This is a genomic window from Halomonas sp. SL18_1 (genome assembly GCF_055755715.1).
The window spans coordinates 2,932,995-2,956,676 of the sequence record NZ_JBVTRK010000001.1 but is presented as its reverse complement, the minus strand read 5'-3'; the positions used below and the strand labels follow the sequence as shown (position 1 = coordinate 2,956,676).

Genomic DNA, 23,682 nt, shown 5'->3' with positions numbered 1-23,682 from the left:
CCCGACAGAGAGGTGGTAGAGTGCAGAGAAACGCCGCGGCCCCGCCAGATGATGGCGGGGCCGCGGTGTTTTCGCCTGGGTGTCAGCGGTCGGGCGGGCGCCGCTCGGGCTGCGGCCGCTCTCCCACTTCCAGGTCGATGTCGAGTCGCTCGCCGCTGCGCACCACGGTGAGCGGCAAGGTGGAGCCGGGCTGGATGGCGGCAATGTCGCTCATCGCCACCCGAGCGTCGACGATGGGGCGTCCGTCTACCTCGAGCAAGACATCCCCCGGGCGCAGCCCCGCCTGGGCGGCGGGGCCATCGGGGACCACCCCGGCGATGACCACGCCGCGCGGCGCCTGCAGGCCGAAGGAGGCGGCCAGCTCCGGGGTCATCTCCTGGGCCTCGATGCCCAGCCAGCCGCGAATCACCCGACCCTGGGTGACCAGCGCATCGAGGATGCTGTGAGCCAGGCGAGTGGGGATGGCGAAGCCGACGCCCTGGGAGCCGCCGGAGCGCGAGAAGATGGCGGTGTTGATGCCCACGAGGGCGCCTTCGGCGTTGATCAGGGCGCCCCCGGAGTTACCCGGGTTGATGGCGGCATCGGTCTGGATGAAATCCTCGTAGGCGGTCAGCCCCAGGTGGCTGCGGCCGGTGGCGCTGATGATCCCCATGGTCACGGTCTGGCCGACGCCGAAGGGATTGCCGATCGCCAGGGCGACGTCGCCGATGGCGACGTCGGCGGTGTCGGAGAGCTCGATCACCGGCAGGTCGTCGAGCTCGATGCGCAGCACGGCCAGGTCGCTTTCCGGGTCGGTACCGATGACCTCGGCGAGGGTCTCGCGGCCGTCGCGCAGGGCGACCTGAATCTCGTCGGCACCGTCGATCACATGATGGTTGGTCAGCACGAAGCCGTCCGCGCTGACGATCACCCCGGAGCCCAGGCTGGAGAGCAGGCGCTGCTGACTGGGCAGGTCGTCGGCGAAGAACTGGCGAAAGAAAGGGTCCGACATCAGCGGGTGCTGTTCGCGCTCGATGACCCGCGAGGAGTAGACGTTCACCACCGCTGGTGCCGCCTTCTCCACCGCCAAGGAGTAGCTTGCCGGTCCCTGATCGCGGCTCAGCGGCGGGGCCTGACGGACATCCGGCGTGGGCCGGGTGGCGACCTCGCGTGAGGCGCCGGGTTCGACCAGCGGCTGGGCGGGAGGCTGAACCGCCGGCGGTTGCACGTCCGAGCGGCCCAGCAGCTGGGGAAAGGTGTTGAGCAGTACGATGGCCAGCAGCACGCCGGTGATGACGGGCCATGCGTAGGCGGCGAGCGAAGGTCGCATGGGGCGTTTTCCTGGTCGGCGGGGGCCTCGCTGGCCTCCCGTAGCGTCGTTATGATGTGGGACTAGTGTAACATTGGCGATAAACCACTGTCCGGAGGCCTGGATGATTTCCCGCGACGAGCTGACCAGGGCATGCGATACGCTGCTCGATGCCACCCGTTTCAAGGACTACACCGTCAATGGCCTGCAGGTGGCCGGTCGAGAGGGCGTGGTCCGCGTGATGACCGGGGTCACCGCCTGTCAGGCGCTGCTCGACGAGGCGGTGGCCTGGCAGGCCGATCTGCTGCTGGTGCACCACGGCTACTTCTGGAAGAACGAGCCGGTGACCGTCACCGGGATCAAGCAGCGGCGGCTGCGTACCCTGCTGCTCCACGACATCAGCCTGCTCGCCTATCACCTACCGCTGGACGCCCATCCGCGGCTGGGCAACAACGCCGAGCTGGGGCGCCTGCTGGGCTTCGAGGTCGACGGCTGTGCCGACGGCGAACTGGGCGAGGGGCTGGTCTGGCTGGGGCGCCCGGCCGATCCGCTGACCCCCTCGGGACTGGCCGCGCGTCTCGGCGATACCCTGGCACGGGAGCCGCTGCTGATCAAGGCGCCGGGGGGCGGAGAGATCCAGCGCATCGCCTGGTGCACCGGCGGTGCCCAGGACATGATCACCTTGGCCTGGGAGAGCGGCGCCGACGCCTTTATCTCCGGCGAGATCTCCGAGCGTACCACTCATCTGGCCCGTGAGCTGGGCATTCATTACCTGGCAGCGGGTCATCATGCGACCGAGCGCTACGGCGTTCAGGCGCTGGGGGAGTGGCTGTCGCGGGAGTTCGGTATCGAGCACCGCTTCGTGGATATCGACAACCCCGCCTGACCGCCGCGGTGCGTTGCGGCCAGACGGGGCATGGCGTCAGTAGCGCGGCGGCTGGGGCGCGTCGGCCTCGTCGCCCTTGAGCCCGAAGTCCTCGGACAGGGTGCCACGCGTGCCGTCGGCGTAGTCGCGGGGGCGGGGATATCGTCGCCCTGGGCATCCGGCGTTGGCAGGCTGTCGATGTCGAGGCCCCGCGGGGACTGAGCCTGGCCGAAGCCGGCGGCGTCTTCGGCCAGGCGGTGCTCCAGGGCGCGCGCCTCGCGCTGGAGATTGCTCACCATGGCGCCAACGGCGGCAAAGTGATCGCCCATCTCGCGTCGGGTCTCGGAAAGCTCACGTTCACGCTCGGCGAGACGCTGGCGCAGGTCCTGTAGCTGGTTGGCTCCGCCGCTGAGCAGTCGATAGCCCGCCGCGCCTGCGCCGATCCCGATCAGCAGGCTGGCAATCGCCAGTATCCAGTTGATGTTGCCGTATTCCACTTGATTCTCCATCAGTGCTCGTGTGCGACCGGGCTCGGCGATCGACGGGGCGGCGCTGCCGCCGGGGCCTTCCGGCGGCCCATTATAGGGGCGGCGGCGCCCGGTCGGTCAACGCGTGCCTGACTTTCCTGTGCCTCGCGGTGTGGATAGGTATAATACCTGGCTTGCCAACCTTCGAGCCAAGCCAGCCAGGAATTGCCATGTGCGCGACTCTGTCCCCTGCGGGGGCCTCCGGGGGCGCGGGTAGCACGCCGCTGCAGCGTTACCGCGCCGACCTCGAACGTGAAGATTTTCAGCACGATCCAGCTCAGGAGCGGGCGGTCCAGCACCTTCAGCGCCTGCACGACGCCCTGCTGGCGGCGCCGCGCACCGAGCCTCGCGCCGTGACCACGGGGCGTGGACTCAAGTCCCGCATGGCGGGGCTGCTGGGGCGCCGTAGCAGGCCGGTCGACGCGCCGGTGCTTCCCGATATCCAGGGCCTCTACCTGTGGGGTGGGGTAGGGCGCGGCAAGACCTATCTGATGGATGTCTTTCATGAGTCGCTGCCTTTTCCGGACAAGATGCGGACCCACTTCCACCGTTTCATGCAGCGGGTCCACAACGAGCTTGAGCATTACAAGGGGAAAAGAATCCCCTGACCCTGATCGCCGGCAAGTTTGCCGCCGAGGCGCGGGTGATCTGCTTCGACGAGTTCTTCGTCAAGGACATTACCGATGCGATGATCCTGGCCAACCTGCTCGAAGCGCTCTTCGAGCGTGGGGTGGTGCTGGTGGCAACCTCGAATATCGTCCCGGACGAGCTCTACAAGGACGGCCTGCAGCGGGCGCGCTTCCTGCCTGCCATCGAGTTGCTCAATCGCCACTGCGAGGTGGTCAATGTCGATAGCGGCATCGACTATCGGCTCCGGGCGCTGGAGCGTGCCGAGATATTCCATGCCCCCCTGGACGAGGCCGCGGAAGTGGAGCTGTCCCGCAGCTTTCGCGAGATCGCCGGACAGGAAGGGGAGCGGGATGTGCCCATCGAGATCAACCACCGCGTTCTGCAGGCCCGCCGGCTGCATGACGACGTGGTGTGGTTCGAGTTCAGGGAGCTGTGCGACGGGCCGCGTAGCCAGAACGACTACATCGAGCTGGCCCGGGAGTATCACACCGTGCTGGTTTCCAACGTGACCCGTATGACCGGTGCCACCGATGATCAGGCCCGGCGCTTCATTAACTTGGTCGATGAGTTCTATGACCGCGGCGTCAAGCTGTTGATGTCGGCCGAGGCGCCAGCCGAGCGGCTCTATGCCGACGGCCGCCTGGAGTTTGAGTTCCAGCGTACCCTCTCGCGGCTGCAGGAGATGCAGTCCCATGAGTACCTGGCGCTGCCCCATAAGCCTTGATTGCCTCTTACCCTGGGCGGGCGAGTCGTGTAGAATGCCGCCTCGCTCGAACGTTGTCGGTGGCTGTGTCGCCGGCAACCAAGAAAAATAGGGACGATCCCGCCTCGGTTCGGCCGGCGGCAGGATCCAATACATCGATTGTGGTGATTTCATCCATGAAGACGTTCACTGCTAAGCCGCAGTCCGTCCAGCGCGACTGGTATGTCGTCGACGCTGCGGACAAGACGCTCGGCCGCCTGGCCACCGAAATCGCTCGTCGCCTGCGCGGCAAGCACAAGCCGGAGTTCACTCCGCATGTCGACACCGGCGACTACATCGTCGTGATCAACGCCGAGAAGGTGAAGGTGACCGGTAACAAGGCCCAGGCCAAGACCTACTACCGTCATACCGGCTATCCGGGTGGGCTGCGTTCCATGAATTTCGAAAAGATGATCGCTCACGCTCCCGAGCGGGTCATCGAGTCCGCCGTCAAGGGGATGCTGCCGAAGGGCCCCCTGGGTCGCGCCATGTATTCCAAGCTGAAGGTATACGCGGGCACTGAACACCCGCACGCCGCCCAGCAGCCGCAAGAACTGAACATCTGAGGGGGTCATCGCCATGACACAGCAGTATTACGGTACCGGGCGCCGCAAGACGTCGACCGCCCGCGTTTTCCTCAAGCCGGGCACCGGCAAGATCACCGTCAACAGCCGTGATCTGGACCAGTATTTCGGCCGCGTCACCGGTCGCATGGTGGTGCGCCAGCCGCTGGAGCTGACCGAGACCCTCGGCCAGTTCGATGTCTACGTCACCGTCCAGGGCGGCGGCGGCTCCGCCCAGGCGGGCGCCATTCGCCATGGCATTACCCGCGCCCTGATGGCGTACAACGAGGACTTTCGTCCCACGCTGCGTGCGGCGGGCTATGTGACCCGTGACGCCCGTCAGGTCGAGCGCAAGAAAGTGGGTCTGCGCAAGGCGCGTCGTCGCCCGCAGTTCTCCAAGCGCTAAATCGGCGTTTGCAGCACGAAAAAGCCCGGGCAATGCCTGGGCTTTTTTCTTTGTGTTCAGTGGGTTGTGTTGAGAATTACACCTTGGTCAGGCCCTCTCTGCCTTGTGCCGAGCGTCGTGATTCCTTAAGATGTGGCGGATTTGGTATCCGTGGTCACGGGATCGAGCTCGTGGTGAGTCAACGGGTAAGCTGATGGGAGAAACCAGAAAATGGCAGATAACGGCGTAAACAAAGGGCGGCGCCGACTGCTCCTGGGTGCCACCACCGTCGTGGGTGCGGTGGGTGCCGTGGGAGTGGCGGTTCCCTTTGTGGCTTCCTGGCAGCCGAGTGCCAGGGCAAGAGCGGCGGGGGCGCCGGTCCAGGCGGATATTTCCAAGTTAGAGTCGGGGCAGCGGATGACCGTGGAGTGGCGCGGACGTCCGGTGTGGATCGTCAAGCGTACCCCGGACATGATCGAGCGAACCGAAAACTTCGATCGCTCCCGCTTGGCCGACCCCGATTCCGAGGTTCCCCAGCAGCCGCCGTATGTCACCGGCCCGCTGCGTTCCATCCGGCCCGATATTTCGGTACTGATCGGCATCTGCACCCATCTGGGGTGCTCGCCGCTGTTTCGCCCGGGGCCCGACGATGTGGACATGGCGGCATGGCCGGGCGGCTATTTCTGCCCCTGTCACGGCTCCTACTTCGACCTCTCGGGCCGCGTGTTCCGCAACGTGCCGGCACCGTCCAACCTGGAGGTGCCGCCGTACCGCTTTGAGACCGACGACATCATCATCGTTGGCGAAGACGAGGAGGCTGCGTGATGGGTAATCCGAATCGGGTCAAGGCGGAAGGCGGCTTCATGCGCTGGGTCGATGATCGCTTCCCCGCCACACAGATGTGGCAGGATCATCTCTCCAAGTACTACGCGCCCAAGAACTTCAATTTCTGGTACTTTTTTGGCTCGCTGGCGCTGCTGGTGCTGGTCAACCAGATCCTCACCGGCGTCTGGCTGACCATGAGCTACAACCCCTCCGGCGAAGGCGCCTTCGCTTCCGTCGAGTACATCATGCGCGACGTGGAGTGGGGCTGGCTGATCCGCTACATGCACTCCACCGGCGCGTCGGCCTTCTTCATCGTCATCTATCTGCACATGTTCCGCGCCCTGCTGTACGGCTCCTACAAGGCGCCCCGCGAGCTGGTGTGGATCTTCGGCATGGCCATCTACCTGCTGCTCATGGCCGAAGCCTTCATGGGCTACCTGCTGCCCTGGGGCCAGATGTCCTACTGGGGGGCGCAGGTGATCATCTCGCTGTTCGCCACCATTCCGTTCATCGGACCGGACCTGGCGCAGTGGATTCGCGGTGACTTCTTGATCTCCGGTATCACCCTGAACCGCTTCTTCGCCCTTCACGTGGTGGCGCTGCCCATCGTGATCCTGGCGCTGGTGGTGCTGCATATCATCGCCCTGCATGAGGTCGGGTCGAACAATCCCGACGGCATCGACATCAAGGAGAAGAAGGACGAATCCGGCAAGCCGCTGGACGGCATTCCCTTCCACCCCTATTACACTGTTAAGGACATTGCCGGTGTGGCGGTGTTCCTGTTCGTCTTCGCGGTGGTGATCTTCTACTTCCCCGAGGGCGGCGGCTACTTCCTCGAACGACCCAACTTCGAGCCGGCCAACCCGATGGTGACCCGGACCATATCGCACCGGTGTGGTACTTCACGCCCTTCTACGCGATCCTGCGGGCGATCACCTTCGATATTGGGCCGCTGCAGGCCGAGTTCCTCGGCGTGGTCTTCATGGGCGGTGCGATCGCGGTGCTGTTCGTCCTGCCCTGGCTCGACCGCAGCCCGGTGCGCTCCATGCGCTACAAGGGATGGATGTCCAAGGCGATGCTGACCCTGTTCGCCGTGAGCTTCGTGATCCTGGGGGTCCTGGGGGCCATCCCTGCCACGCCGATTCGTACCGCGGTGGCACAGCTGTGCACCGTCCTCTACTTCGCCTTCTTCCTGCTGATGCCGCTGTACACCAAGCTGGAGAAGACCAAACCCGTTCCGGAGAGGGTGACTGGCTAATGAAAAAGCAACTTTTCGCATTGCTGTTCGCGCTGGTGCCTTTCACTGCCATGGCAGCGCCACTGCCTGAACAGCCCTTCTCGATGACGCCGGATATCAACGACCAGGCGTCCCTGCAGCGGGGCATGCAGCTCTATGTCAACTACTGCATGAGCTGCCACTCTCTGGAGCATCAGCGCTTCTCGCGGGCCGCAACGGATCTGGGCATGCCCCAGGATCTGGTGGAGGAGAACCTGATTTTCTCCTCGGATCTGGCCTTCAACGACCAGATGCACATCGCCATGCAGCCGGGTGACTCCGAGAACTGGTTCGGTGTGACGCCGCCTGACTTGACGCTGTTCAACCGTGTCAAGGGGCCGGACTACATCTACTCCTACCTGCTGGGGTTCTACCGTGACCCGGACCAGCCGCTCGGTGTCAACAACATCGTGCTGGAGGCGCCGGCCATGCCCAACGTGCTCGAGCCGCTGCAGGGTGTGCAGGAGATGGTGTGCGCCGAGACCGACCGGCCCGTCGAGGGTGCGGAGCTCGACCCGCTGACGGGCAAGTACCAGTCCTGCGAGGTGCTGCAGATCACGCGCCCGGGGAGCATGGAGCCGGAAGAGTTCGAGGATGCCGTGTACGATCTGACCAATTTCCTGGTCTACGTGGGCGAACCCTCCAGGCTGCATGCCCAGACCCTGGGACCGAAGGTGCTGATCTTCATCTTCCTCTTCGGTGTGCTGGCCTATCTGCTCAAGCGCGAGTACTGGCGCGATATCCACTAACGTAGTGTAGCGTTGCGGTGTGATGCATCGTGCAGCAGGGGGCGCATGGCCGCGAGCCATGCGCCCCCTGTGTCGTCTTTTGCGCCTGATGGCGTAAGTGGCACGCCCCCGGTAAGCGGGTGCGTGTTATCATCCCGGTTCGATTTGATGCGAGGATTGTTTCATGGGTGTAGTGGCCAAGCGGTCGTCGATGATTTTCTACTCAGGAGGCGACGATCACTTCAGTCATCGCGTGCGCATCGTGCTCGCCGAGAAAGGCGTGGCGGTGGATATCGTCGAGGTCAACGGTGATCAGCGCCCCGAAGAGCTTGCCGACCTCAACCCCTACAACAGCGTGCCCACGCTGCTCGACCGGGACCTGGTGCTCTACGAGTCCAAGGTGATGATGGAGTACCTCGACGAGCGTTTTCCCCATCCGCCGCTGCTGCCGGTCTATCCGGTGGCCCGAGCGCAGAGCCGGCTGTGGATGCACCGCATCGAGCGTGAGTGGTGCCCGCTGGTCGAGCAGATCGAGCAGGGGCCGAAGAAGGAGGCCGACAAGGCGCGCAAGGAGCTGCGCGAGAGCCTGGTGGGCATTTCGCCGATCTTCGAGGACATGCCGTACTTCATGAGCGAGGAGTTCTCGCTGGTGGACTGCTGCCTGGCGCCGATCCTCTGGCGGCTGCCGATGCTGGGCATCGAGCTTCCCGAGAAGCAGGTCAAGCCGCTGGTGACCTACATGGAGCGGCTGTTCGAGCGCGACGCCTTCACTGCCTCGCTCAGCGAGAACGAGCGCGAGATGCGCACCTGAACGCGGTGCCGGGCCTGGCTCGGCACCCAGCAACGGAGGAGGGCACTGATGCTATCCAGCCGTCCCTATCTTGCCCGCGGCCTGTATGAATGGCTGCTGGACAACGAGCAAACCCCCTACATCGTCGTCGATGCCGAGCAGGCCGGGGTCAGGGTGCCCAGGCAGTTCGTGCAGAACGGCCAGATCGTGCTCAACGTAGGGCCCACCGCGGTGCGCGACCTGCATATCGAGAACGATGCCATCACTTTTCATGCCCGCTTCGGCGGCCAGCCGATGCAGGTGGTGGTGCCCATGCCGGCGCTAGTGGCGCTCTATGCCCGTGAGAACGGTGTGGGCATGGTCTTCGGTCATGAGCCGGTGATGCCAGCCCCGGAGCAGTCGGAGCCGGAGGAGGCGTCCACCGAGCGTTCCGGGCTCTCCAGCGTCGAGCGCGATGACGAGGGGGCGACCAGTAACGAGGGTGAGGCCGCCGAGGAGACGCCGCCCACCAAGGGGCGCCCGTCGCTGCGGGTGATCAAGTAGTCGCACCGAATGCGGTGCCCGACGCGACGACGGCAGGCCTTGTGGCCTGCCGTCGTCGTTTTGCTGCTGCGAAGGCGCCGGTGGGGTCAGTCCAGGTAGTCGAACACCTTGACGATTCGCTGTACGCCGCCGATTCGCGAGATGGCATCGACGATGCGATCCGATTCGGCCCGGGTGACGATCCCCATCACGTAGACGCTGGCGTTTTCGGTGATAAAGCGCAGGCGGCCGGTGTCGATGGTGTCATCGGTGGCCAGGCTGGTGCGGATCCGGGTATTGAGCCAGGTGTCGGAGAGCCGCTGGCTGGCCGGCAGGTTAGCGGCGATGGCCAGTTCGTTGTGCACGTCGCGGACATTGCGTACCTCGCCGGCCACCTCGCTCGCCTTGTTCTTGAGCTCCTGGCTGGGCACCTGACCGGTGAGCAGCACCACGCCGTTGTAGCTATCGACGTTGATGCGGGCGTCGCCCAGGCGGGCGTCGCTGCGTCGTAGGTTGTGGGCGATCTTGGTCTCGATGCTCTCGTCCTCGACCTGAGCGCCGAGGGTGCGCTTGCCGTAGTTCTCCTCGATGGTGCCGGGGTTGGCCACCCCGGTGACGGTGGTGCAGCCGCCCAGCACCAGCAGGGCGGAGAACACAAGGGCAAGGGGCAGTGTCTTGAAGGGCATGGGGATTACTCGCTGCTGCCGAAGAGTTGTTCGTCAATGAGGTCGCACAGGCAGTGGATCACCAGCAGGTGGACCTCCTGAATGCGGGCGGTAGAGGTGGCCGGGACGCGAATCTCGCAGTCGTCCTGGCCGAGCAGGGATGCCATGTCGCCGCCGTCGCGGCCGGTCAGGGCCACCACCGCCATGTCCCGGTCGTGGGCGGCCTGGATGGCCTGAACGACGTTGGCGGAGTTGCCGCTGGTGGAGATCGCCAGCAGGATGTCGCCGGGCTGGCCCAGGGCGCGCACCTGCTTGGAGAATACCTCGTTGTAGCTGTAGTCGTTGGCGATGGAGGTCAGCGTCGAGGTGTCGGTGGTCAAGGCCAGGGCCGGCAGGCTGGGGCGCTCCCGCTCGAATCGGTTGAGCAGCTCGGAGGAGAAGTGCTGGCAGTCGCCAGCGCTGCCGCCGTTGCCGCAGGCCAGAATCTTGCCCTCGTTGACCAGGGTCTGCACCATCATCTGGCTGGCCACCTCAATGAAGGGGGCAGCACCTCGCTGGCGTAGGTCTTGGTGTCGAGGCTGGCGTTGAAGTGGCCGAGTATGCGCTGCTGGAAATCCATTCTGTCTTCCTGGTCCTGGGGGCGCCTGTCAGAATGCCTCGAAGGCGCCCTGTACCCACTCGAACTCGAGCTCGGGCGGGGTGCCGGTCACGGCCAGGGCGTCGAAGCGGCAGGGACATGATAGCCGGTTGCGCGCGAGATAAAAACGCGCCGCACGGATCAGCCGACGCTGCTTGGCGGCGGTGATGGTTTCCAGCGGATGGCCATGACGCGAATCGGCCCGGTGGCGCACCTCGACGAACACTAGGGTGTCGCCGTGGCGCATCACCAGATCCAGCTCGCCCCCCTTGGCATGCTGGTTGGTCGCCACCAGGGTGAGGCCGCGAGCGGTGAGCCACTGCGAGGCGAGTCGTTCGATTCGCTCGCCGCGGGCCCGGGCGTCAGTTGCTTGGGGCATCGAGACGACCGTCCTCCAGCAGTTCGCCGTTGGGCAGGTGGATGCCGTCGCCGCCGTTGCCCAGCGGGTCGCTGCCGAGCAGGTCGATGCTGAGGATCGGCTGGGGGATGCCCCGCTCGAAGCGCGCCCAGGGCAGGCGTCGCTGAATGCGGCCGTCCGACGCGGGGCTCAGGGTGCCGGTGGCGCCGAATAGTTCGCTGTCGGGCATCAGCTGGAATTGCGGCAGCCGCCGTGCCAGCTCGTAGGCGTCCACGCCCATGGCCATCAGGCGAAAGACGGCGGGGTCGGCATCCTCCCGGAGCTGACGATAGCTGTCCGAATAGGGCAGAGCTTCCACGCCGCCTACCGCGGCGTCGGGTATCTGCCAGGGGATGTCGAGGAAGTTGACGGCATCCAGATCGTGGTCCAGCAGCGGCTGCGGGCGCCCCTCGAAGAGGTGCGAGGTGGCATAGACCGGCAGGTTGGCCGCGTCGTAGTACTCCAGGGTTGGCGGCACCTGGCGGGCGTAGCTCGGCAGGGCCAGCAGGAACAGCATGTCGGGGCGACCGCCGGCCAGGGCGCGGCGCGTGCTTTCGGTTGCCGAGCCCCCGGGATTGTAGGTGACCACGTTGGTCACGCTGCCGTCGAGACGCCGCCATTCGCGCTCGAAGGCGCGTCCGACCCGGTTGCCCCACTCGTTGTCGGGGATCAGCAGGGCGGTGCGGCGGTGGCCGTCCTCACGGCCGCGACGCGCCACCTGGCGGGCCTCGTCCTCGGCGGAGAGGCCGTACTGGAAGAACCCGCGGGCGCGGTTGCTCTCGCCATGCCCGTAGTTGAGGCCGAGGGTCGGCAGCGGGACCTGGTCGCGGCGTTCCAGCTCGGTGACCTGATCCTTGTCGAGGGGTCCGATGACCACCTGGGCGCCGCGATCCTGAGCCTCCTCGTAGAGCCTGTCGAGGTCGCCGCGGCTGGCGTCGAGAAAGCTCAGGCGCACGCCGCCGTTGTGCGCTGCCGCGGCCTGGTGCTGGGCGCTGATCCCCGCGCGAATCGCTTCCGCGACGCTGCTCAACGGGCCCGATTCGGGCAGGAAAACGGCGATATGGCGGACTTCCTGGCCCCGCAGGTCGCGCAGCGCGGTGAGGTCGCCCGGAAGCGCCCGGGCGGCGGGGTGCCGGGCATTGCGTTCGCGCCAGGCCTCCAGGCGCTCGGACAGTCGCTGGACATCGCCGCCGCTGTCGCGCACCAGCCCGGCCAGGACGAGCCATTCCCGGATCAGGGCGTCCGCGTCGTCGCGCATGGCCTCCAGTTCGGAGCGCTCCAGACGGCTCAGCGCCGTCCAGATGGTCTCGTTGAGGGCATCCCGATCGGTGGCCGCCTGAACCCGCATCAGCGACTCGGCAGCGGCGCGGTACTCGCCGATCTCGGCCAGCGCCTTGCCCTGGCGTTCACGCAGGATCAGGCTGGCGTCGCGCGGCAGCTCGAGCTCGTCGAGCAGTTGGCCGGCCTGGATCACCGCCGAGGGATCGCCCTCGGCCTCGCCGAGCTCGGAGAGCAGCATGGCCCAGCGCAGACGCTGATCGTCGGGAAGCTGGCGGTCGTCGAGCTGGCTGGCGATATCCAGTGCCTGGGTGCGCTGACCCTGGCGTGCTAGGATATCGGCCGCCTCGAGCCGGCTGATCGCCGCCTGCTCGGGCGCCTGGTCACGGGCCTGTTCGAGCAGCACGCTCGGGTCGTCGGGGAGGCGTTCGACCGGCCCGGGCTGGTAGGCGCAGCCGCCGAGCAGCAGCGCTGCGAACGCAGCGGCCAGCAGGCCGCGTGGCGTCTTGTCCATGGATACATGTCCCTTCGTCGTCTTCGCTTGCCGGGAGCCCTTCATGTCAGACTCGAGCTCAGGCTCATTGTACGTGGTCGCCACGCCGATTGGGAATCTGGACGACCTGAGTCCGCGGGCCGCCCGCGTGCTGGGTGAGGTGGCGGTGGTCGCCGCCGAGGATACGCGTCATACCGCGCGGCTGCTGCACCATCTGGGGCTTAGCGTGCCGATGCTGTCGCTGCATGAACACAATGAGGCGGCGCGCGTCGACCAGCTCGATGCCCGGCTGGTCGCCGGCGAGGATGTCGCCCTGGTCAGCGATGCCGGCACGCCGCTGATCAGCGACCCCGGCTTCGTGCTGGTGCGGGAATTGCGCGCCCGGGGGCGGCGCATCGTGCCGCTTCCGGGGCCCTGTGCCCTGGTGGCGGCGCTTAGTGCCGCCGGTTTGCCCACCGACCGCTTCCTGTTCCAGGGCTTCCTGCCGGCCAGGGGAAGCGCTCGTCGGGCCCGCCTGGAGGCGCTGGCGGGCCGCGAGGAGACCCTGGTGTTCTACGAATCGCCCCATCGCATCCGCCATACCCTGGCCGACCTCGATGCCTGCCTGGGCGAGCGTCGCCTGGTGCTGGCGCGCGAGCTGACCAAGGCCTTCGAGACCTTCCTCGATGGCACCGCGAGGTCGCTGCTCGCGCGGATGGATGACGACCCGGACCAGGCTCGCGGAGAGTTCGTGATCATGGTGGCGGGAGAGGCGCCGCGCGAGGACGAGGAGCGGGTGGCAGTGGAAGCAGAGGCGCTGCTCAGCGCCCTGCTGGCCGAGGGGGTCGGGGTCAAGCAGGCCGCAGCGGTGGCCGCCCGGCTGCTGGGAGGGGCGAAAAAACAGTGGCATGCCCGCGCCCAGGCCCTCAAGGAGCGGCACTCGGGGAGCGAGGAAAGTCGTTGAGGGGGGGCAGTGGCACTGGTATTCTTGCTCGCGGAGTCGGCCAGACGGTCGCCGCCGGTACCGATCCTCGCGTTGGGTGCCGGGGAGGAAAGTCCGGGCTCCACAGGGCAGGGTGCCAGGTAACGCCTGGGCGGCGCGAGCCGACGGAAAGTGCAGCAGAGAGCAGACCGCCTACGTCTCCTGCGGGAGGCCGGCAAGGGTGAAAGGGTGCGGTAGAGCGCACCGCGCGCCTGGTAACAGTGCGTGGCACGGTAAACCCCACCCGGAGCAAGACCAAATAGGCCCCCAATGGCGTGGCCCGCACTGGGGGCGGGTAGGTTGCTTGAGGGCCGCGGTGACGCGGCTCCTAGATGAATGGCTGTCCCCGACAGAACCCGGCTTATCGGCCGACTCCCTCCGTATTTTCGCGCCGCGTCCCGGCCATCGCCTCCCGGCTCGTCGGGACGCGGCGCACCATGATCCTTGAATCGAGAAGCGCATGTCGTCATCCGCCCCTGAATCGGCCCCTCGCGGCTTTCGCCATGCCAGCGTGCTGCTCGACGGTGCCGTCGAGGCGCTCGTGCACGACCCGCTTGGCAGCTACCTGGACGGCACCTTCGGTCGTGGCGGCCATTCGCGGGCGATACTCGCGCGCCTGGCGCCCCAGGGGCGCCTGCTGGCCATGGACCGCGATCCCCAGGCCATTACCGAGGCCGCTGCCATCGAGGACCCGCGCTTCACCATTGCCCAGGACGAATTCGCCCGGCTGGGCGACTTCGCCCGGCGGGAGGGGCTTCACGGCCGTCTTGCCGGCGTGCTGCTCGACGTGGGCGTCTCCTCGCCGCAGCTCGACGACCCCGAGCGGGGCTTCAGCTTCCTGCGCGACGGGCCGCTGGACATGCGCATGGATCCCAGCCGCGGCGAGAGCGCCGCCGACTTTCTGGCCCGCGCCAAGGAGGCCGAGATCGCCGAGGTCTTCAAGCGCTACGGCGAGGAGCGCTATGCCCGGCGCCTGGCGCGGGCGGTGGTGGCGCGCCGGGGCGAGCGCCCCTTCGAGCGCACCGCGGACCTGGCTGAGGTGATCAAGGCCGCACATCCGGCCTGGGAGAAGGGGAAGCATCCGGCAACCCGCGTCTTCCAGGCCCTGCGCATTCATGTCAACGGTGAGCTGGACCAGCTCGATGCGGCCCTCGCGGCGGCGCTGGAGGCGTTGGCGCCGGGCGGTCATCTGGTGGTGATCAGCTTTCACTCCCTGGAGGATCGCCGGGTCAAGCGCTTCATTCGCGAGCATGTACGCGGCGATACCCGGTTGCCACGCGGCATGCCGATCCGCGAAGATCAGATCGAGCGGCGGCTGGAGGCCCTGGGCAAGGCGCAGCGTCCGCACGCCGCCGAAGTCGACGCCAATCCGCGCGCCCGCAGCGCGGTGATGCGCGTAGCGCGCAAACGGGGCTAAAGCAGCGCATGACACAAGGACGATCCACTCCCGCCACCCTCCGCTTCGGCGGCTCCCTGCGCCAGCTGCTCAATGCCCGGCTGGTGGTGGTGGTCGCACTGGTGTTGGCGTGCCTGGTCAGCGCCACGGCGGTGGTCGGCACCAGTCATCTGACCCGTGAGCAGTACGCTCGCCTGCAGCAGCTCGAACGGGAGCGTGACCAGCTGCAGACCGAATGGGGGCAGCTGCTGCTGGAGGAGAGCGCCTGGTCGTCGCCAGCGCGTATCGAACGCCTGGCCGTGGAGCGTCTGGAGATGCGCCTGCCCGATGTCGATGAGGTCGAGGTGATCCGGCCATGAGGGCCGAGCCGCGCAGCGGCGTCACGCCGCGTGGACGCCCTCCGTCGGCGCCCATGGGGCAGGCGCGCTACCGGCTGGTGCTGGGGCTGGTGGTGATTGGCCTGCTGCTGCTGAGCGGGCGGATCGTCACCCTGCATGTCATCGATCGCCCCTTCCTGCAGGGGCAGGGCGATGCGCGCATCCTGCGCACCCAGGCCCTGAGCGCCCATCGCGGGATGATCAGCGACCGCCACGGCGAGCCGCTGGCCATCTCGACCCCGGTGGTGACCCTCTGGGCGAATCCCCAGGAGGTACCGGAAGACCCGATCCAGCGTCTGCAGCTGGCGCGCGCCTTGGCGCTCTCCCTGGACGATCTCGATGCGCGACTGGAGCGCTTCGCCTCCCGGGAATTCATGTACCTGCGCCGCCAGCTGACCCCGGACGCCGCCCAGCGGGTCATCGACCTGCGCGTGCCCGGCGTCTATGCCCAGCACGAGTACAAGCGCTACTACCCGGCCGGTGAGGTGGCCGCCCAGCTGCTGGGCGTGACCAACGTCGACGACAAGGGGCAGGAGGGGCTGGAGCTCGCCTACCAGCCCTACCTGGCCGGCACCCCCGGACAGCGCCGCGTGATGCAGGATCGCCGCGGTCGCCTGGTGCGTGACCTTGCGCTGCTGCGCGAGGCGCAGCCTGGCGGCGAGCTGACCCTGGCCATCGACCAGCGGCTGCAGTACATGGCCTATCGCGAACTCAAGGCCGCCGTGGCCGAGCATCAGGCGGATGGGGGCGTGGTGGTGATGATGGACGCCCGCACCGGCGAGGTGCTGGCCATGGCCAACCAGCCCTCCTACAACCCCAACAACCGCGCCGGCCTCGACCCGCGGGGGCTACGCAATCAGGCCATCGTCGATGTCTTCGAGCCGGGTTCGGTGGTCAAGCCGCTGGCCATGGCGGCGATCATGGAGAGCGGGCGCTTCGACCGCGATGTGGTCGTCGATACCTCGCCGGGCTGGATGATGCTGGACCGCTTCACCATTCGTGACATTCGCAACTACGGCGAGCTGGACCTGGCCGGTATCCTCGAAAAATCCTCGAATATCGGCATGTCCAAGCTGGTGCTGGAGCTCGACGAGCCCCTGGTGCCGGATCTCTATCGGCGCCTGGGCTTCGGCGAGAGCCCCGAGACCGGCTTTCCCGGCGAGTCCACCGGCACCCTGCCGGCGCCGGTGCGCTGGTCGCGCAGCCAGTGGGCCGCGCTCTCCTACGGCTACGGCCTGTCGACCTCGGCCCTGCAGCTGGCCAGCGCCTATACCGCCCTGGCCAACGGCGGGGTGCGTCTGCCCCGTCGCTGCTCAAGCTGCCCGAGCCGCCGCCCGGCACCCAGGTCATCGACCCGGCGGTGGCCCACGATCTACTGCGGGTCATGGAAGAGTCCGTCCAGCCGGGCACCGGCGGCCGACGGGCCGGGGTGCCCGGCTATCGGGTCGCCGGCAAGACCGGCACGGTGCGCAAGACCTCGGCGCGGGGCTATGAGCGGGAGGCCTACCGGAGCCTGTTCGCCGGGGTAGCGCCGGTCTCCGACCCGCGCATCGTCACCATCGTGATGATCGATCATCCGCGCAGCGGCGACTACTTCGGCGGCGCGGTGGCGGCGCCGGTGTTCTCGCGAGTCACCGGCGGCGCCCTGCGGCTGCTCGACGTGCCCCCGACCAGCGCTCGCGCTGAGCCTTCTCCCACTCCCGACAGAGGTGTCCTCATGCAGGTCAGTGCTTCCCGTCTCCAGACCGCGATCCACCGCTACTGGCCCAGCCTGTCCCGGTCCGCCGTCGACCTGGAGGGCAGCGTCGGGCTGGTGCTGGACAGCCGCCGCGTGACTCGGGGCGATGTGTTCCTGGCCGTGCCGGGGGTGGCCGCCGACGGTCGCGACTACCTGGAGGCCGCGCTGGAGCGCGGCGCCGCCTGCGTGCTCTGACCACCTCGATCGCAATGAGTCGCTTCCCGAACCGGCTCAGGACCCGCGGGTGCTGGGCCTGCCCTTTCTGCGTCAGCGCCTCGGCGAGCTGGGCCATGACCTCTTTGCGGTACCCGCCTCGCTGGCGCTGATCGGGGTGACCGGCACCAACGGCAAGAGCTCGGTGACCCACTATATCGCCGAGCTGAGTACCGCCCTGGGCTGCGACGCCGGCGTGGTCGGCACCCTCGGGCACGGACGGCCGGGGGCGCTGAGCGGAGGAGAGCTGACCACTCCCGGGCCGCTGGTGCTGCAGGCCGCGCTCGGCGAGATGGCCGACGCCGGCCTGCGGCGGGTGGCCATGGAGGTCTCCTCCCACGCCCTGGAACAGGATCGCCTGGAGGGCTGCGAGGTGACCGCGGCGGTGTTCACCAACCTCAGTCGGGACCATCTCGACTACCACGGCAGCATGGCCGCCTATGCCGCGGCCAAGGCGCGCCTGTTTCGCCGCTCGGAGCTGTCGCTGGCGGTGGTCAACGGCGACGATCCCCTGGCGCGGCTGATGCTGGCCGGCGTGACGCCGGGGGTGCGCGTGCTGGCGGTAGGCGAGGACCCGGCGGCAACGCTGCGGGTAGTCGACTGGCAGGCGAGCACCGAGGGCCAGCTGGCCCTGATCGCCACGCCCGAGGGCGAGATGCCGCTGGAACTGCCGCTGCTGGGCCGCTTCAGTCTCGACAACCTGCTGCTGGCTATCGCCACCCTCTATGGGCTGGGCGAGCCGCTGCCGGCGCTGTTCGACGCCGCCGCCCGGGTGAGCGCGGTGCCGGGACGCCTGCAGCCGCTGATTCGTCCGGGGTGCCCCACGGTGATCATCGACTACGCCCATACCCCCGACGCCCTGGAGAACGCCCTGCTGGCGCTGCGCGCCCATCTGCCCGGGAAGGGGCGCCTCTGGTGCCTGTTCGGCTGCGGCGGCGAGCGCGATAGCGGCAAGCGGCCGCAGATGGCGGCGGTGGCCGAGCGACATGCCGACCGCCTGGTGATCAGCGACGACGATCCCCGCGGCGAGGCGCCGGCCGCCATTCGCGAGCAGATCCTGGCCGGGCTGTCCCCCGAGGCCCGCGCCGCAGCCTGGAACCTCGAGGGGCGGGCCGCGGCCATCGCCCGTACCCTCGCGGCCGCGGCGCCGGACGACGTGGTGCTGATCGCCGGCAAGGGCCATGAGCGCTATCAGGAGGTCGCTGGCGTGCGCCACGCCTTCAGCGACCTCGCCGAGGCCGAGCAGGCGCTAGACGGCCGTGCCGGGTGCGCTCGATGAGCGCACCCGGGTTGGAGACGCTCGCCGCCGTGGCCCAGGCGCTGGGCGCCACGGCGGCGCTGCCCCCGAAAGCGGCAGCCTGAGGGTGGGCGAGATCGTCACCGACTCGCGCCGCCTGGCCCCGGGCGCGCTGTTCGTGGCGCTGGTCGGCGAGCGCTACGATGCTCATGACTTTCTCGCCGCTGCCCGTGATGCCGGCGCCGTGGCGGCCCTGGTGGAGCGCCCGGTGGATGACCCGCTGCCCCAGCTGGTGGTGCCGGACACCCGGCTGGCGCTGGGGCTGCTGGGGCGCGCCCGACGCCGCGCCTGGGGACGGCCGCTGGTGGCGGTGACCGGCAACAGTGGCAAGACCAGCGTCAAGGAGATTCTCGCCGCGCTGCTCGAGTCGCCGCGGGGCAACGCTAGCCACCCTCGGCAACCTCAACAACGACATCGGTGCGCCGCTGACGCTGCTCTCCCTCGACGCCGCGCATCACCAGGCGGTGGTCGAGCTGGGCGCCAACCACCTGGGCGAGATCGCCTGGACCACGACCCTGGCCGAGCCCCAGGTGGCGGTGATCACCAACGTCACCGGCGCCCACGTCGGCGAGTTCGGCGGCATGGGCCGCATCGCCCAGGCCAAGGCGGAGATACTCGCGGGGCTGCCCCTCGACGGCGTGGCGGTGCTCAACCGCGACGACGCCTATTTCCCGCTCTGGTCGCAGCTGGCCGGGCCCCGGGAGGTGATCGATTTCGGGCTGGGCGGGGACGCCCGGGTCGGCGCCACAGCGCTGGCCTGTGACGCCCTGGGACGCTATGCTTTCACGCTTGTCGTGGACGGGTACGAGGCGGGCCGGGTGCCGCTTGCGCTGCTGGGCCGCCACAGCGTGGCCAACGCCCTGGCAGCGGCGGCCGCGGCGCTGGCCCTGGGCGTACCGGCCGAACAGCTGCCGGAGGGCCTCGCGGCGGCGGTGCCGATGCCGGGCCGGCTCAGCCTGCTGGCCGGGATGCGTGGCACCCGCCTGCTGGACGACACCTATAACGCCAACCCCGGGGCGGTCAAGGCGGCGCTGGCGCTGCTTGCCGAACTCCCGGGGCCGCGCTGGTGCCTGCTGGGTGCCATGGGCGAACTGGGCGCTGATTCGGATCGGCTGCACGCCGAGATCGGGCGCCACGCACGGGAACTGGGAATCGACGTGCTCGGCACCTGCGGGGCGCTGGCAAAACCGGCCAGCGACGCCTTCGGGGCAGGCGGGTGCCATTTCAACGACCGCGAGGCGCTGACGCGCCATGTCCTGGACCAACTGCCCGCGGGGGCCAGCGTGCTGATCAAGGGCTCGCGAAGCGCCGGCATGGAACGGGTCGTGGCGGCGCTGAGCGCTGACGCATCAAGGTGAACGCAACACATGCTGCTTTTTCTGGCCGAATTTCTGGCGCAATTCCAGAGCGCCTTCAACGTTTTTCACTATCTGACCCTGCGCATGATCCTGGGCACCCTGACCGCTCTGCTGCTGTGCCTGTGGCTGGGTCCCTGGATGATTCGGCGGCTGGTCGAGCGCCAGATCGGTCAGGCGGTGCGCGACGACGGTCCCCAGTCCCACCTCTCCAAGGCCGGCACCCCGACCATGGGCGGGGCGATGATCCTGATGGCCATCGCCGTCAGCACCCTGCTGTGGGCCGATCTCGGCAACCACTATGTCTGGATCGTGCTCGTGGTGACCCTGGGGTTCGGCGCGATCGGCTGGGTTGATGACTACCGCAAGGTGGTGGAGAAAAATCCCCGCGGCCTGCCGGCACGCTGGAAGTATTTCTGGCAATCGGTGATCGGGCTGCTGGCGGCGGTGGTCCTCTACGCTACCGCCGGCAATCCCGTGGAGACCAGCCTGATCGTGCCGCTGTTCAAGGATATCGTGCTGCCGCTGGGGCGTTCTACATCGTGCTCACCTACCTGGTGATCGTCGGCAGCTCTAACGCCGTGAATCTCACCGACGGCCTCGACGGCCTGGCCATCATGCCCACGGTGATGGTGGCCATGGGCCTGGCGGTGTTCGCCTACGCCAGCGGCAACGCGGTGTTCGCCAACTACCTGCAGATTCCCAATATCGTCGGCGCGGGCGAGCTGGCGGTGTTCTGCGCCACCATCGCCGGGGCCGGGCTGGGCTTTCTGTGGTTCAACACCTATCCGGCCCAGGTCTTCATGGGGACGTGGGGGCGCTGGCGCTGGGCGCGGCGCTGGGCGTGGTAGCGGTGATCGTACGTCAGGAGATCGTGCTGTTCATCATGGGGATCTTCGTCATGGAGACCATCTCGGTGATCCTCCAGGTGGGCTCCTACAAGCTCACCGGCCGGCGCATCTTCCGCATGGCGCCGCTGCATCACCACTATGAGCTCAAGGGCTGGCCGGAGCCGCGGGTCATCGTGCGCTTCTGGATCATTACCGTGGTGCTGGTGCTGGTCGGCCTGGCCACGCTCAAGGTTCGCTGAGCGGCGTCGAGCGACCGCGATGCTGTCCACAGGAGATGCGATGATCAAGGTGCCGAAGGGAACCACGCTGGTGGTCGGGCTCGGGGTCTCTGGGCGGGCCATCTGCCGACACCTGAGCCGCCTGGGCGTCCCCTACATGGTGGCCGACACCCGCGCGGTGCCGCCGGGCGTCGATGACTTCCATGCCGCCCACCCCGGCGTGACCATCCACTGCGGTCCGCTGACGGGACTCGATCTCAGCGAGGTGGAGGAGGTGGTGCTCAGCCCCGGGATCGATCCCGCACCCGGGGCTGGATGCCCTGGCCGGGCGGCAGCGCGAGGCCAACGGCGAGCCGCTGGTGATCGGCGAGATTGCGCTCTTCGTGCGCGCCTGCCACGCCCCCATCGCGGCGATCACCGGCTCCAATGCCAAGTCCACGGTGACCACCCTGCTTGGCGAGATGGCGCGCGAGGCGGGGCGCCGCGTCGCCGTGGGCGGCAACCTCGGCACCCCGGCCCTGGACCTGCTCGACGATGAGCCGGATGCCGACTTCTACGTCCTCGAGCTCTCCAGCTTCCAGCTCGAGACCACCCCGCGGCTGGGCGCCGAGACCGCGGCCTTTCTCAATCTCTCCGAGGACCACCTCGATCGGCACGGCGACATGGCCGGCTACCGGGCCGCCAAGCTGGGCATCTTTCGCGGTGCACACCACGGCGTGGTCAACGCCGAGGATCCCATGACCTGGCCGGAGCGGCGCCTGCCCGCCCAGGACAGCTTTACCACCCGGCCGCCGGAGTGCGGGGAGTGGGGCATCGCCCAGCGCGAAGGGCGCGACTGGCTGATGCACGGGGAGACACCGCTGATGCCTGCCGACGAGGTGCGCCTGGCGGGGCGCCACCACCAGGCCAATGCCCTGGCGGCGCTGGCCATGGGTGAGCGCCTGGAACTGCCCCGGGCGGCCATGTGCCGGGTGCTGCGCCGCTTTGCCGGCTTGCCGCACCGCGGGGAGGTGGTCGCCGAGATCGAGGGGGTGCGCTGGATCAACGACTCCAAGGGCACCAACGTGGGGGCCACTCTGGCCGCCATCGCCGGGCTGGGGCCCGCCCTGTCGGGGCGCCTGATTCTGCTCGCTGGCGGCGTGGGCAAGGGGGCCGACTTCGCCCGCTCGCCGAGCCGCTGGCGCGCTACGGTCGTGAGGCGATCCTGTTCGGCCTGGACGGCGAACGCCTGGCGCGCGCCCTGCGCGACCGGCTGGCGGTGACCCAGGTCGACGACCTGGAGGCTGCCCTGGCGCGGGCCTGGGAGATCGCCGAGCCCGGCGACTGCGTGCTGCTGTCGCCGGCCTGCGCGAGTCTCGACCAGTTCGCCAACTATCAGGAGCGCGGTGAGGTCTTCCGGCGCTGGGTGACCCGACGCGCCCCGGAGGTGCAGGCATGAAGCGTCTCGCCGTCCTTCGCCAGCGGCTCTCCACCCGCGACCAGCCCTTCGACGGCTGGCTGCTGTTCGCGGCCCTGGCGCTGATGCTGGTGGGCTGGGCGATGGTCACCTCGGCCTCCACCGAGGTGGCGTCCGGGCTGACCGGCAACCCCTGGTACTTCAGCCAGCGCCACGCGCTGTTCATGGGCATGGCGCTGCTGGCCGCGGCGGTGGCCCTGCGCGTGCCGCTGGCCTGGTGGCGCGCCAACGGCCCGCTGCTGCTGCTGGTCGGCATCGCGCTGCTGGTGCTGGTGCTGCTGGTGGGCCGTGAAGTCAACGGCAGCAAGCGCTGGCTGTCGATCCCCGGCATCCCCTTCAACCTTCAGGCGTCGGAAGTCGCCAAGCTGTGCCTGATCGCCTATATGGCGGGCTATCTGGAGCGCTTCCTGCCCCAGGTGCGCCGCCAGTGGGGCGCCTTCCTGCGACCGCTGCTGGTGGTGGGGCTGATCGCGGTGCTGCTGATTCTGGCGCCCGACTACGGTGCCTCGGTGGTCATGGTGGGCTGCGTGATGGGCATGCTGCTGATGGCCGGTGCCCCCTGGGGGCGTTTCGTGCTGATCCTAGGCGCCGTCGGCCTGCTGGGGTTCTACCTGGCCATTGCCGAGCCCTATCGCCTGGCGCGGCTGACCAGCTTCGCCGATCCCTGGGCCGACCAGTTTGCCAGCGGCTACCAGCTGACCCAGGCGCTGATTGCTTTTGGCCGCGGCCACTGGCTGGGCATGGGGCTGGGCAACAGCGTTCAGAAGCTCTTCTACCTGCCCGAGGCCCATACCGATTTCGTCTTTGCGGTGCTGGCCGAGGAGCTGGGCCTGTTCGGCGCGGTGGGGGTGGTCGGGCTGTTCGGCCTGCTGATCTACCGGGCCATGGCGGTGGGGCGGCGGGCCGAGCTGGCCGGCCTCGCCTTCGCCGCCTATCTGAGCTATGGCATTGCCCTGGTGGTCGGGGCCCAGGCCTTCATCAACATCGCCGTGAGCACCGGGATGCTGCCCACCAAGGGCTTGACCCTGCCGCTGCTCAGCTACGGCGGCTCCAGCCTGCTGGTCAGCGCCGTGATGATGGCGCTGCTGCTGCGGGCCGATATCGAAACCCGTCGGGTGGTCCGGCGCACCCGTCCCGCTGCCCCGCGCGAGTCGTCGAAGATGGCGCCTGGGACGCGCCTGGAGGAGCAAGGAGTGAGCAAGTGAGCAA

18 protein-coding genes, 1 other RNA gene and 8 pseudogenes are annotated in these 23,682 nt (G+C 68.1%); 21 read left to right on the top strand and 6 right to left on the bottom strand.

The genetic code is table 11. The features are described from left to right. Window positions 1-82: 82 nt before the first annotated feature. Complete coding sequence (locus ACSJDS_RS15080; protein WP_473033979.1) at window positions 83-1,309, bottom strand: Do family serine endopeptidase; 1,227 nt, start codon at window positions 1,307-1,309, stop codon at window positions 83-85. Window positions 1,310-1,412: 103 nt separating this feature from the next. On the opposite strand from ACSJDS_RS15080, the gene ACSJDS_RS15075 reads away from it, so the two are divergent. Then, entirely contained in the window at window positions 1,413-2,174 is a 762-nt protein-coding gene (locus ACSJDS_RS15075) for a Nif3-like dinuclear metal center hexameric protein (RefSeq protein ID WP_473033978.1), read from the top strand. On the opposite strand, the gene ACSJDS_RS15070 is transcribed toward ACSJDS_RS15075, so the two are convergent. After that, complete coding sequence (locus ACSJDS_RS15070) at window positions 2,099-2,662, bottom strand: ZapG family protein (RefSeq protein ID WP_473033977.1); 564 nt, start codon at window positions 2,660-2,662, stop codon at window positions 2,099-2,101. The genes ACSJDS_RS15075 and ACSJDS_RS15070 overlap by 76 nt on opposite strands. Window positions 2,663-2,850: 188 nt before the next feature. On the opposite strand from ACSJDS_RS15070, the pseudogene zapE reads away from it, so the two are divergent. The 8 genes and pseudogenes from zapE (at window position 2,851) to ACSJDS_RS15030 (ending at window position 9,162) form a co-directional block, all read left to right on the top strand. Further along, window positions 2,851-4,034: pseudogene (gene zapE, locus ACSJDS_RS15065) on the top strand (cell division protein ZapE). Window positions 4,035-4,189: 155 nt separating this feature from the next. Continuing rightward, a complete protein-coding gene (rplM, locus tag ACSJDS_RS15060) occupies window positions 4,190-4,618 on the top strand; it encodes a 50S ribosomal protein L13 (RefSeq protein ID WP_473033976.1) in 429 nt (142 codons plus the stop codon). A gap of 13 nt (window positions 4,619-4,631) precedes the next feature. Further along, the gene (gene rpsI / locus ACSJDS_RS15055) at window positions 4,632-5,021 is read left to right on the top strand and encodes a 30S ribosomal protein S9 (protein WP_473033975.1); all 390 of its coding nucleotides are present in this window, start codon (window positions 4,632-4,634) and stop codon (window positions 5,019-5,021) included. A gap of 210 nt (window positions 5,022-5,231) precedes the next feature. After that, complete coding sequence (gene petA / locus ACSJDS_RS15050; protein WP_473033974.1) at window positions 5,232-5,825, top strand: ubiquinol-cytochrome c reductase iron-sulfur subunit; 594 nt, start codon at window positions 5,232-5,234, stop codon at window positions 5,823-5,825. Continuing rightward, window positions 5,825-7,083 (top strand): annotated as a pseudogene (locus tag ACSJDS_RS15045) (cytochrome b). The gene petA and the pseudogene ACSJDS_RS15045 overlap by 1 nt, the downstream one beginning before the upstream one ends. Beyond that, window positions 7,083-7,850 (top strand): cytochrome c1, encoded by a 768-nt coding sequence (locus ACSJDS_RS15040; RefSeq protein WP_473033973.1) that lies wholly within the window; start codon window positions 7,083-7,085, stop codon window positions 7,848-7,850. Before ACSJDS_RS15045 ends, ACSJDS_RS15040 begins: the two are co-directional and overlap by 1 nt. A 163-nt stretch (window positions 7,851-8,013) precedes the next feature. After that, window positions 8,014-8,640: a stringent starvation protein SspA gene (gene sspA, locus ACSJDS_RS15035; RefSeq protein WP_473033972.1), complete on the top strand. Its 627-nt coding sequence runs from the start codon at window positions 8,014-8,016 to the stop codon at window positions 8,638-8,640. 48 nt (window positions 8,641-8,688) lie between these two features. After that, entirely contained in the window at window positions 8,689-9,162 is a 474-nt protein-coding gene (locus ACSJDS_RS15030; protein WP_473033971.1) for a ClpXP protease specificity-enhancing factor, read from the top strand. Window positions 9,163-9,248: 86 nt separating this feature from the next. Here the strand turns inward: ACSJDS_RS15030 and ACSJDS_RS15025 are convergent, their stop codons facing one another. From ACSJDS_RS15025 to ACSJDS_RS15010, 4 genes and pseudogenes are all read right to left on the bottom strand, one after another. Further along, the gene (locus tag ACSJDS_RS15025; protein WP_473033970.1) at window positions 9,249-9,827 is read right to left on the bottom strand and encodes a BON domain-containing protein; all 579 of its coding nucleotides are present in this window, start codon (window positions 9,825-9,827) and stop codon (window positions 9,249-9,251) included. Window positions 9,828-9,832: 5 nt separating this feature from the next. Then, a pseudogene (locus ACSJDS_RS15020) lies at window positions 9,833-10,425 on the bottom strand (phosphoheptose isomerase). A 28-nt stretch (window positions 10,426-10,453) separates the two neighbouring features. Continuing rightward, a complete protein-coding gene (locus ACSJDS_RS15015; protein WP_473033969.1) occupies window positions 10,454-10,822 on the bottom strand; it encodes a YraN family protein in 369 nt (122 codons plus the stop codon). After that, entirely contained in the window at window positions 10,806-12,632 is a 1,827-nt protein-coding gene (locus ACSJDS_RS15010) for a penicillin-binding protein activator (RefSeq protein ID WP_473033968.1), read from the bottom strand. The genes ACSJDS_RS15015 and ACSJDS_RS15010 overlap by 17 nt, the downstream gene beginning before the upstream one ends. 43 nt (window positions 12,633-12,675) lie before the next feature. Here ACSJDS_RS15010 and rsmI point away from each other — a divergent pair, with 43 nt between their 5' ends. The 12 genes and pseudogenes from rsmI to ftsW all read left to right on the top strand — a co-directional run bounded on the left by rsmI (window position 12,676) and on the right by ftsW (window position 23,678). Beyond that, complete coding sequence (rsmI, locus tag ACSJDS_RS15005) at window positions 12,676-13,554, top strand: 16S rRNA (cytidine(1402)-2'-O)-methyltransferase (protein ID WP_473033967.1); 879 nt, start codon at window positions 12,676-12,678, stop codon at window positions 13,552-13,554. Window positions 13,555-13,586: 32 nt separating this feature from the next. Continuing rightward, window positions 13,587-13,952, top strand: an RNA gene (rnpB, locus tag ACSJDS_RS15000) — RNase P RNA component class A. A gap of 80 nt (window positions 13,953-14,032) precedes the next feature. Next, entirely contained in the window at window positions 14,033-14,989 is a 957-nt protein-coding gene (gene rsmH, locus ACSJDS_RS14995; RefSeq protein WP_473033966.1) for a 16S rRNA (cytosine(1402)-N(4))-methyltransferase RsmH, read from the top strand. Window positions 14,990-14,997: 8 nt separating this feature from the next. Continuing rightward, the gene (gene ftsL / locus ACSJDS_RS14990) at window positions 14,998-15,327 is read left to right on the top strand and encodes a cell division protein FtsL (RefSeq protein ID WP_473033965.1); all 330 of its coding nucleotides are present in this window, start codon (window positions 14,998-15,000) and stop codon (window positions 15,325-15,327) included. A gap of 53 nt (window positions 15,328-15,380) precedes the next feature. Then, window positions 15,381-17,014, top strand: a pseudogene (locus tag ACSJDS_RS14985) (peptidoglycan D,D-transpeptidase FtsI family protein); the annotation flags it as partial. A gap of 48 nt (window positions 17,015-17,062) precedes the next feature. Beyond that, window positions 17,063-18,575: pseudogene (locus ACSJDS_RS14980) on the top strand (UDP-N-acetylmuramoyl-L-alanyl-D-glutamate--2,6-diaminopimelate ligase). Beyond that, window positions 18,556-18,744: pseudogene (locus ACSJDS_RS14975) on the top strand (hypothetical protein); the annotation flags it as partial. The pseudogenes ACSJDS_RS14980 and ACSJDS_RS14975, both read left to right, overlap by 20 nt. After that, window positions 18,737-18,907, top strand: a complete 171-nt coding sequence (locus ACSJDS_RS14970) for a hypothetical protein (protein ID WP_473035110.1) — start codon at window positions 18,737-18,739, stop codon at window positions 18,905-18,907. The pseudogene ACSJDS_RS14975 and the gene ACSJDS_RS14970, both read left to right, overlap by 8 nt. A gap of 9 nt (window positions 18,908-18,916) precedes the next feature. After that, the gene (locus ACSJDS_RS14965) at window positions 18,917-19,951 is read left to right on the top strand and encodes a UDP-N-acetylmuramoyl-tripeptide--D-alanyl-D-alanine ligase (protein ID WP_473033964.1); all 1,035 of its coding nucleotides are present in this window, start codon (window positions 18,917-18,919) and stop codon (window positions 19,949-19,951) included. A 9-nt stretch (window positions 19,952-19,960) separates the two neighbouring features. Continuing rightward, window positions 19,961-21,038, top strand: a pseudogene (gene mraY / locus ACSJDS_RS14960) (phospho-N-acetylmuramoyl-pentapeptide-transferase). Window positions 21,039-21,078: 40 nt separating this feature from the next. Then, a pseudogene (murD, locus tag ACSJDS_RS14955) lies at window positions 21,079-22,455 on the top strand (UDP-N-acetylmuramoyl-L-alanine--D-glutamate ligase). After that, window positions 22,452-23,678: a putative lipid II flippase FtsW gene (gene ftsW, locus ACSJDS_RS14950; protein WP_473033963.1), complete on the top strand. Its 1,227-nt coding sequence runs from the start codon at window positions 22,452-22,454 to the stop codon at window positions 23,676-23,678. Before murD ends, ftsW begins: the two are co-directional and overlap by 4 nt. Window positions 23,679-23,682 lie beyond the last annotated feature (4 nt).

What these genes read in the sequence shown, in the direction of transcription:
- ACSJDS_RS15030 (WP_473033971.1), top strand. Translation starts at nt 8,689, where the DNA reads ATGCTATCCAGCCGTCCCTATCTTGCCCGCGGCCTGTATGAATGGCTG.
- petA (WP_473033974.1), top strand. Translation starts at nt 5,232, where the DNA reads ATGGCAGATAACGGCGTAAACAAAGGGCGGCGCCGACTGCTCCTGGGT.
- sspA (WP_473033972.1), top strand. Translation starts at nt 8,014, where the DNA reads ATGGGTGTAGTGGCCAAGCGGTCGTCGATGATTTTCTACTCAGGAGGC.
- ACSJDS_RS15025 (WP_473033970.1), bottom strand. Translation starts at nt 9,827, where the DNA reads ATGCCCTTCAAGACACTGCCCCTTGCCCTTGTGTTCTCCGCCCTGCTG.
- ACSJDS_RS15010 (WP_473033968.1), bottom strand. Translation starts at nt 12,632, where the DNA reads ATGGACAAGACGCCACGCGGCCTGCTGGCCGCTGCGTTCGCAGCGCTG.
- rpsI (WP_473033975.1), top strand. Translation starts at nt 4,632, where the DNA reads ATGACACAGCAGTATTACGGTACCGGGCGCCGCAAGACGTCGACCGCC.
- ftsW (WP_473033963.1), top strand. Translation starts at nt 22,452, where the DNA reads ATGAAGCGTCTCGCCGTCCTTCGCCAGCGGCTCTCCACCCGCGACCAG.
- ACSJDS_RS15015 (WP_473033969.1), bottom strand. Translation starts at nt 10,822, where the DNA reads ATGCCCCAAGCAACTGACGCCCGGGCCCGCGGCGAGCGAATCGAACGA.
- ACSJDS_RS15070 (WP_473033977.1), bottom strand. Translation starts at nt 2,662, where the DNA reads ATGGAGAATCAAGTGGAATACGGCAACATCAACTGGATACTGGCGATT.
- ACSJDS_RS15075 (WP_473033978.1), top strand. Translation starts at nt 1,413, where the DNA reads ATGATTTCCCGCGACGAGCTGACCAGGGCATGCGATACGCTGCTCGAT.
- rplM (WP_473033976.1), top strand. Translation starts at nt 4,190, where the DNA reads ATGAAGACGTTCACTGCTAAGCCGCAGTCCGTCCAGCGCGACTGGTAT.
- rsmI (WP_473033967.1), top strand. Translation starts at nt 12,676, where the DNA reads ATGTCAGACTCGAGCTCAGGCTCATTGTACGTGGTCGCCACGCCGATT.
- ACSJDS_RS15080 (WP_473033979.1), bottom strand. Translation starts at nt 1,309, where the DNA reads ATGCGACCTTCGCTCGCCGCCTACGCATGGCCCGTCATCACCGGCGTG.
- ftsL (WP_473033965.1), top strand. Translation starts at nt 14,998, where the DNA reads ATGACACAAGGACGATCCACTCCCGCCACCCTCCGCTTCGGCGGCTCC.
- rsmH (WP_473033966.1), top strand. Translation starts at nt 14,033, where the DNA reads ATGTCGTCATCCGCCCCTGAATCGGCCCCTCGCGGCTTTCGCCATGCC.
- ACSJDS_RS15040 (WP_473033973.1), top strand. Translation starts at nt 7,083, where the DNA reads ATGAAAAAGCAACTTTTCGCATTGCTGTTCGCGCTGGTGCCTTTCACT.
- ACSJDS_RS14970 (WP_473035110.1), top strand. Translation starts at nt 18,737, where the DNA reads ATGCTCATGACTTTCTCGCCGCTGCCCGTGATGCCGGCGCCGTGGCGG.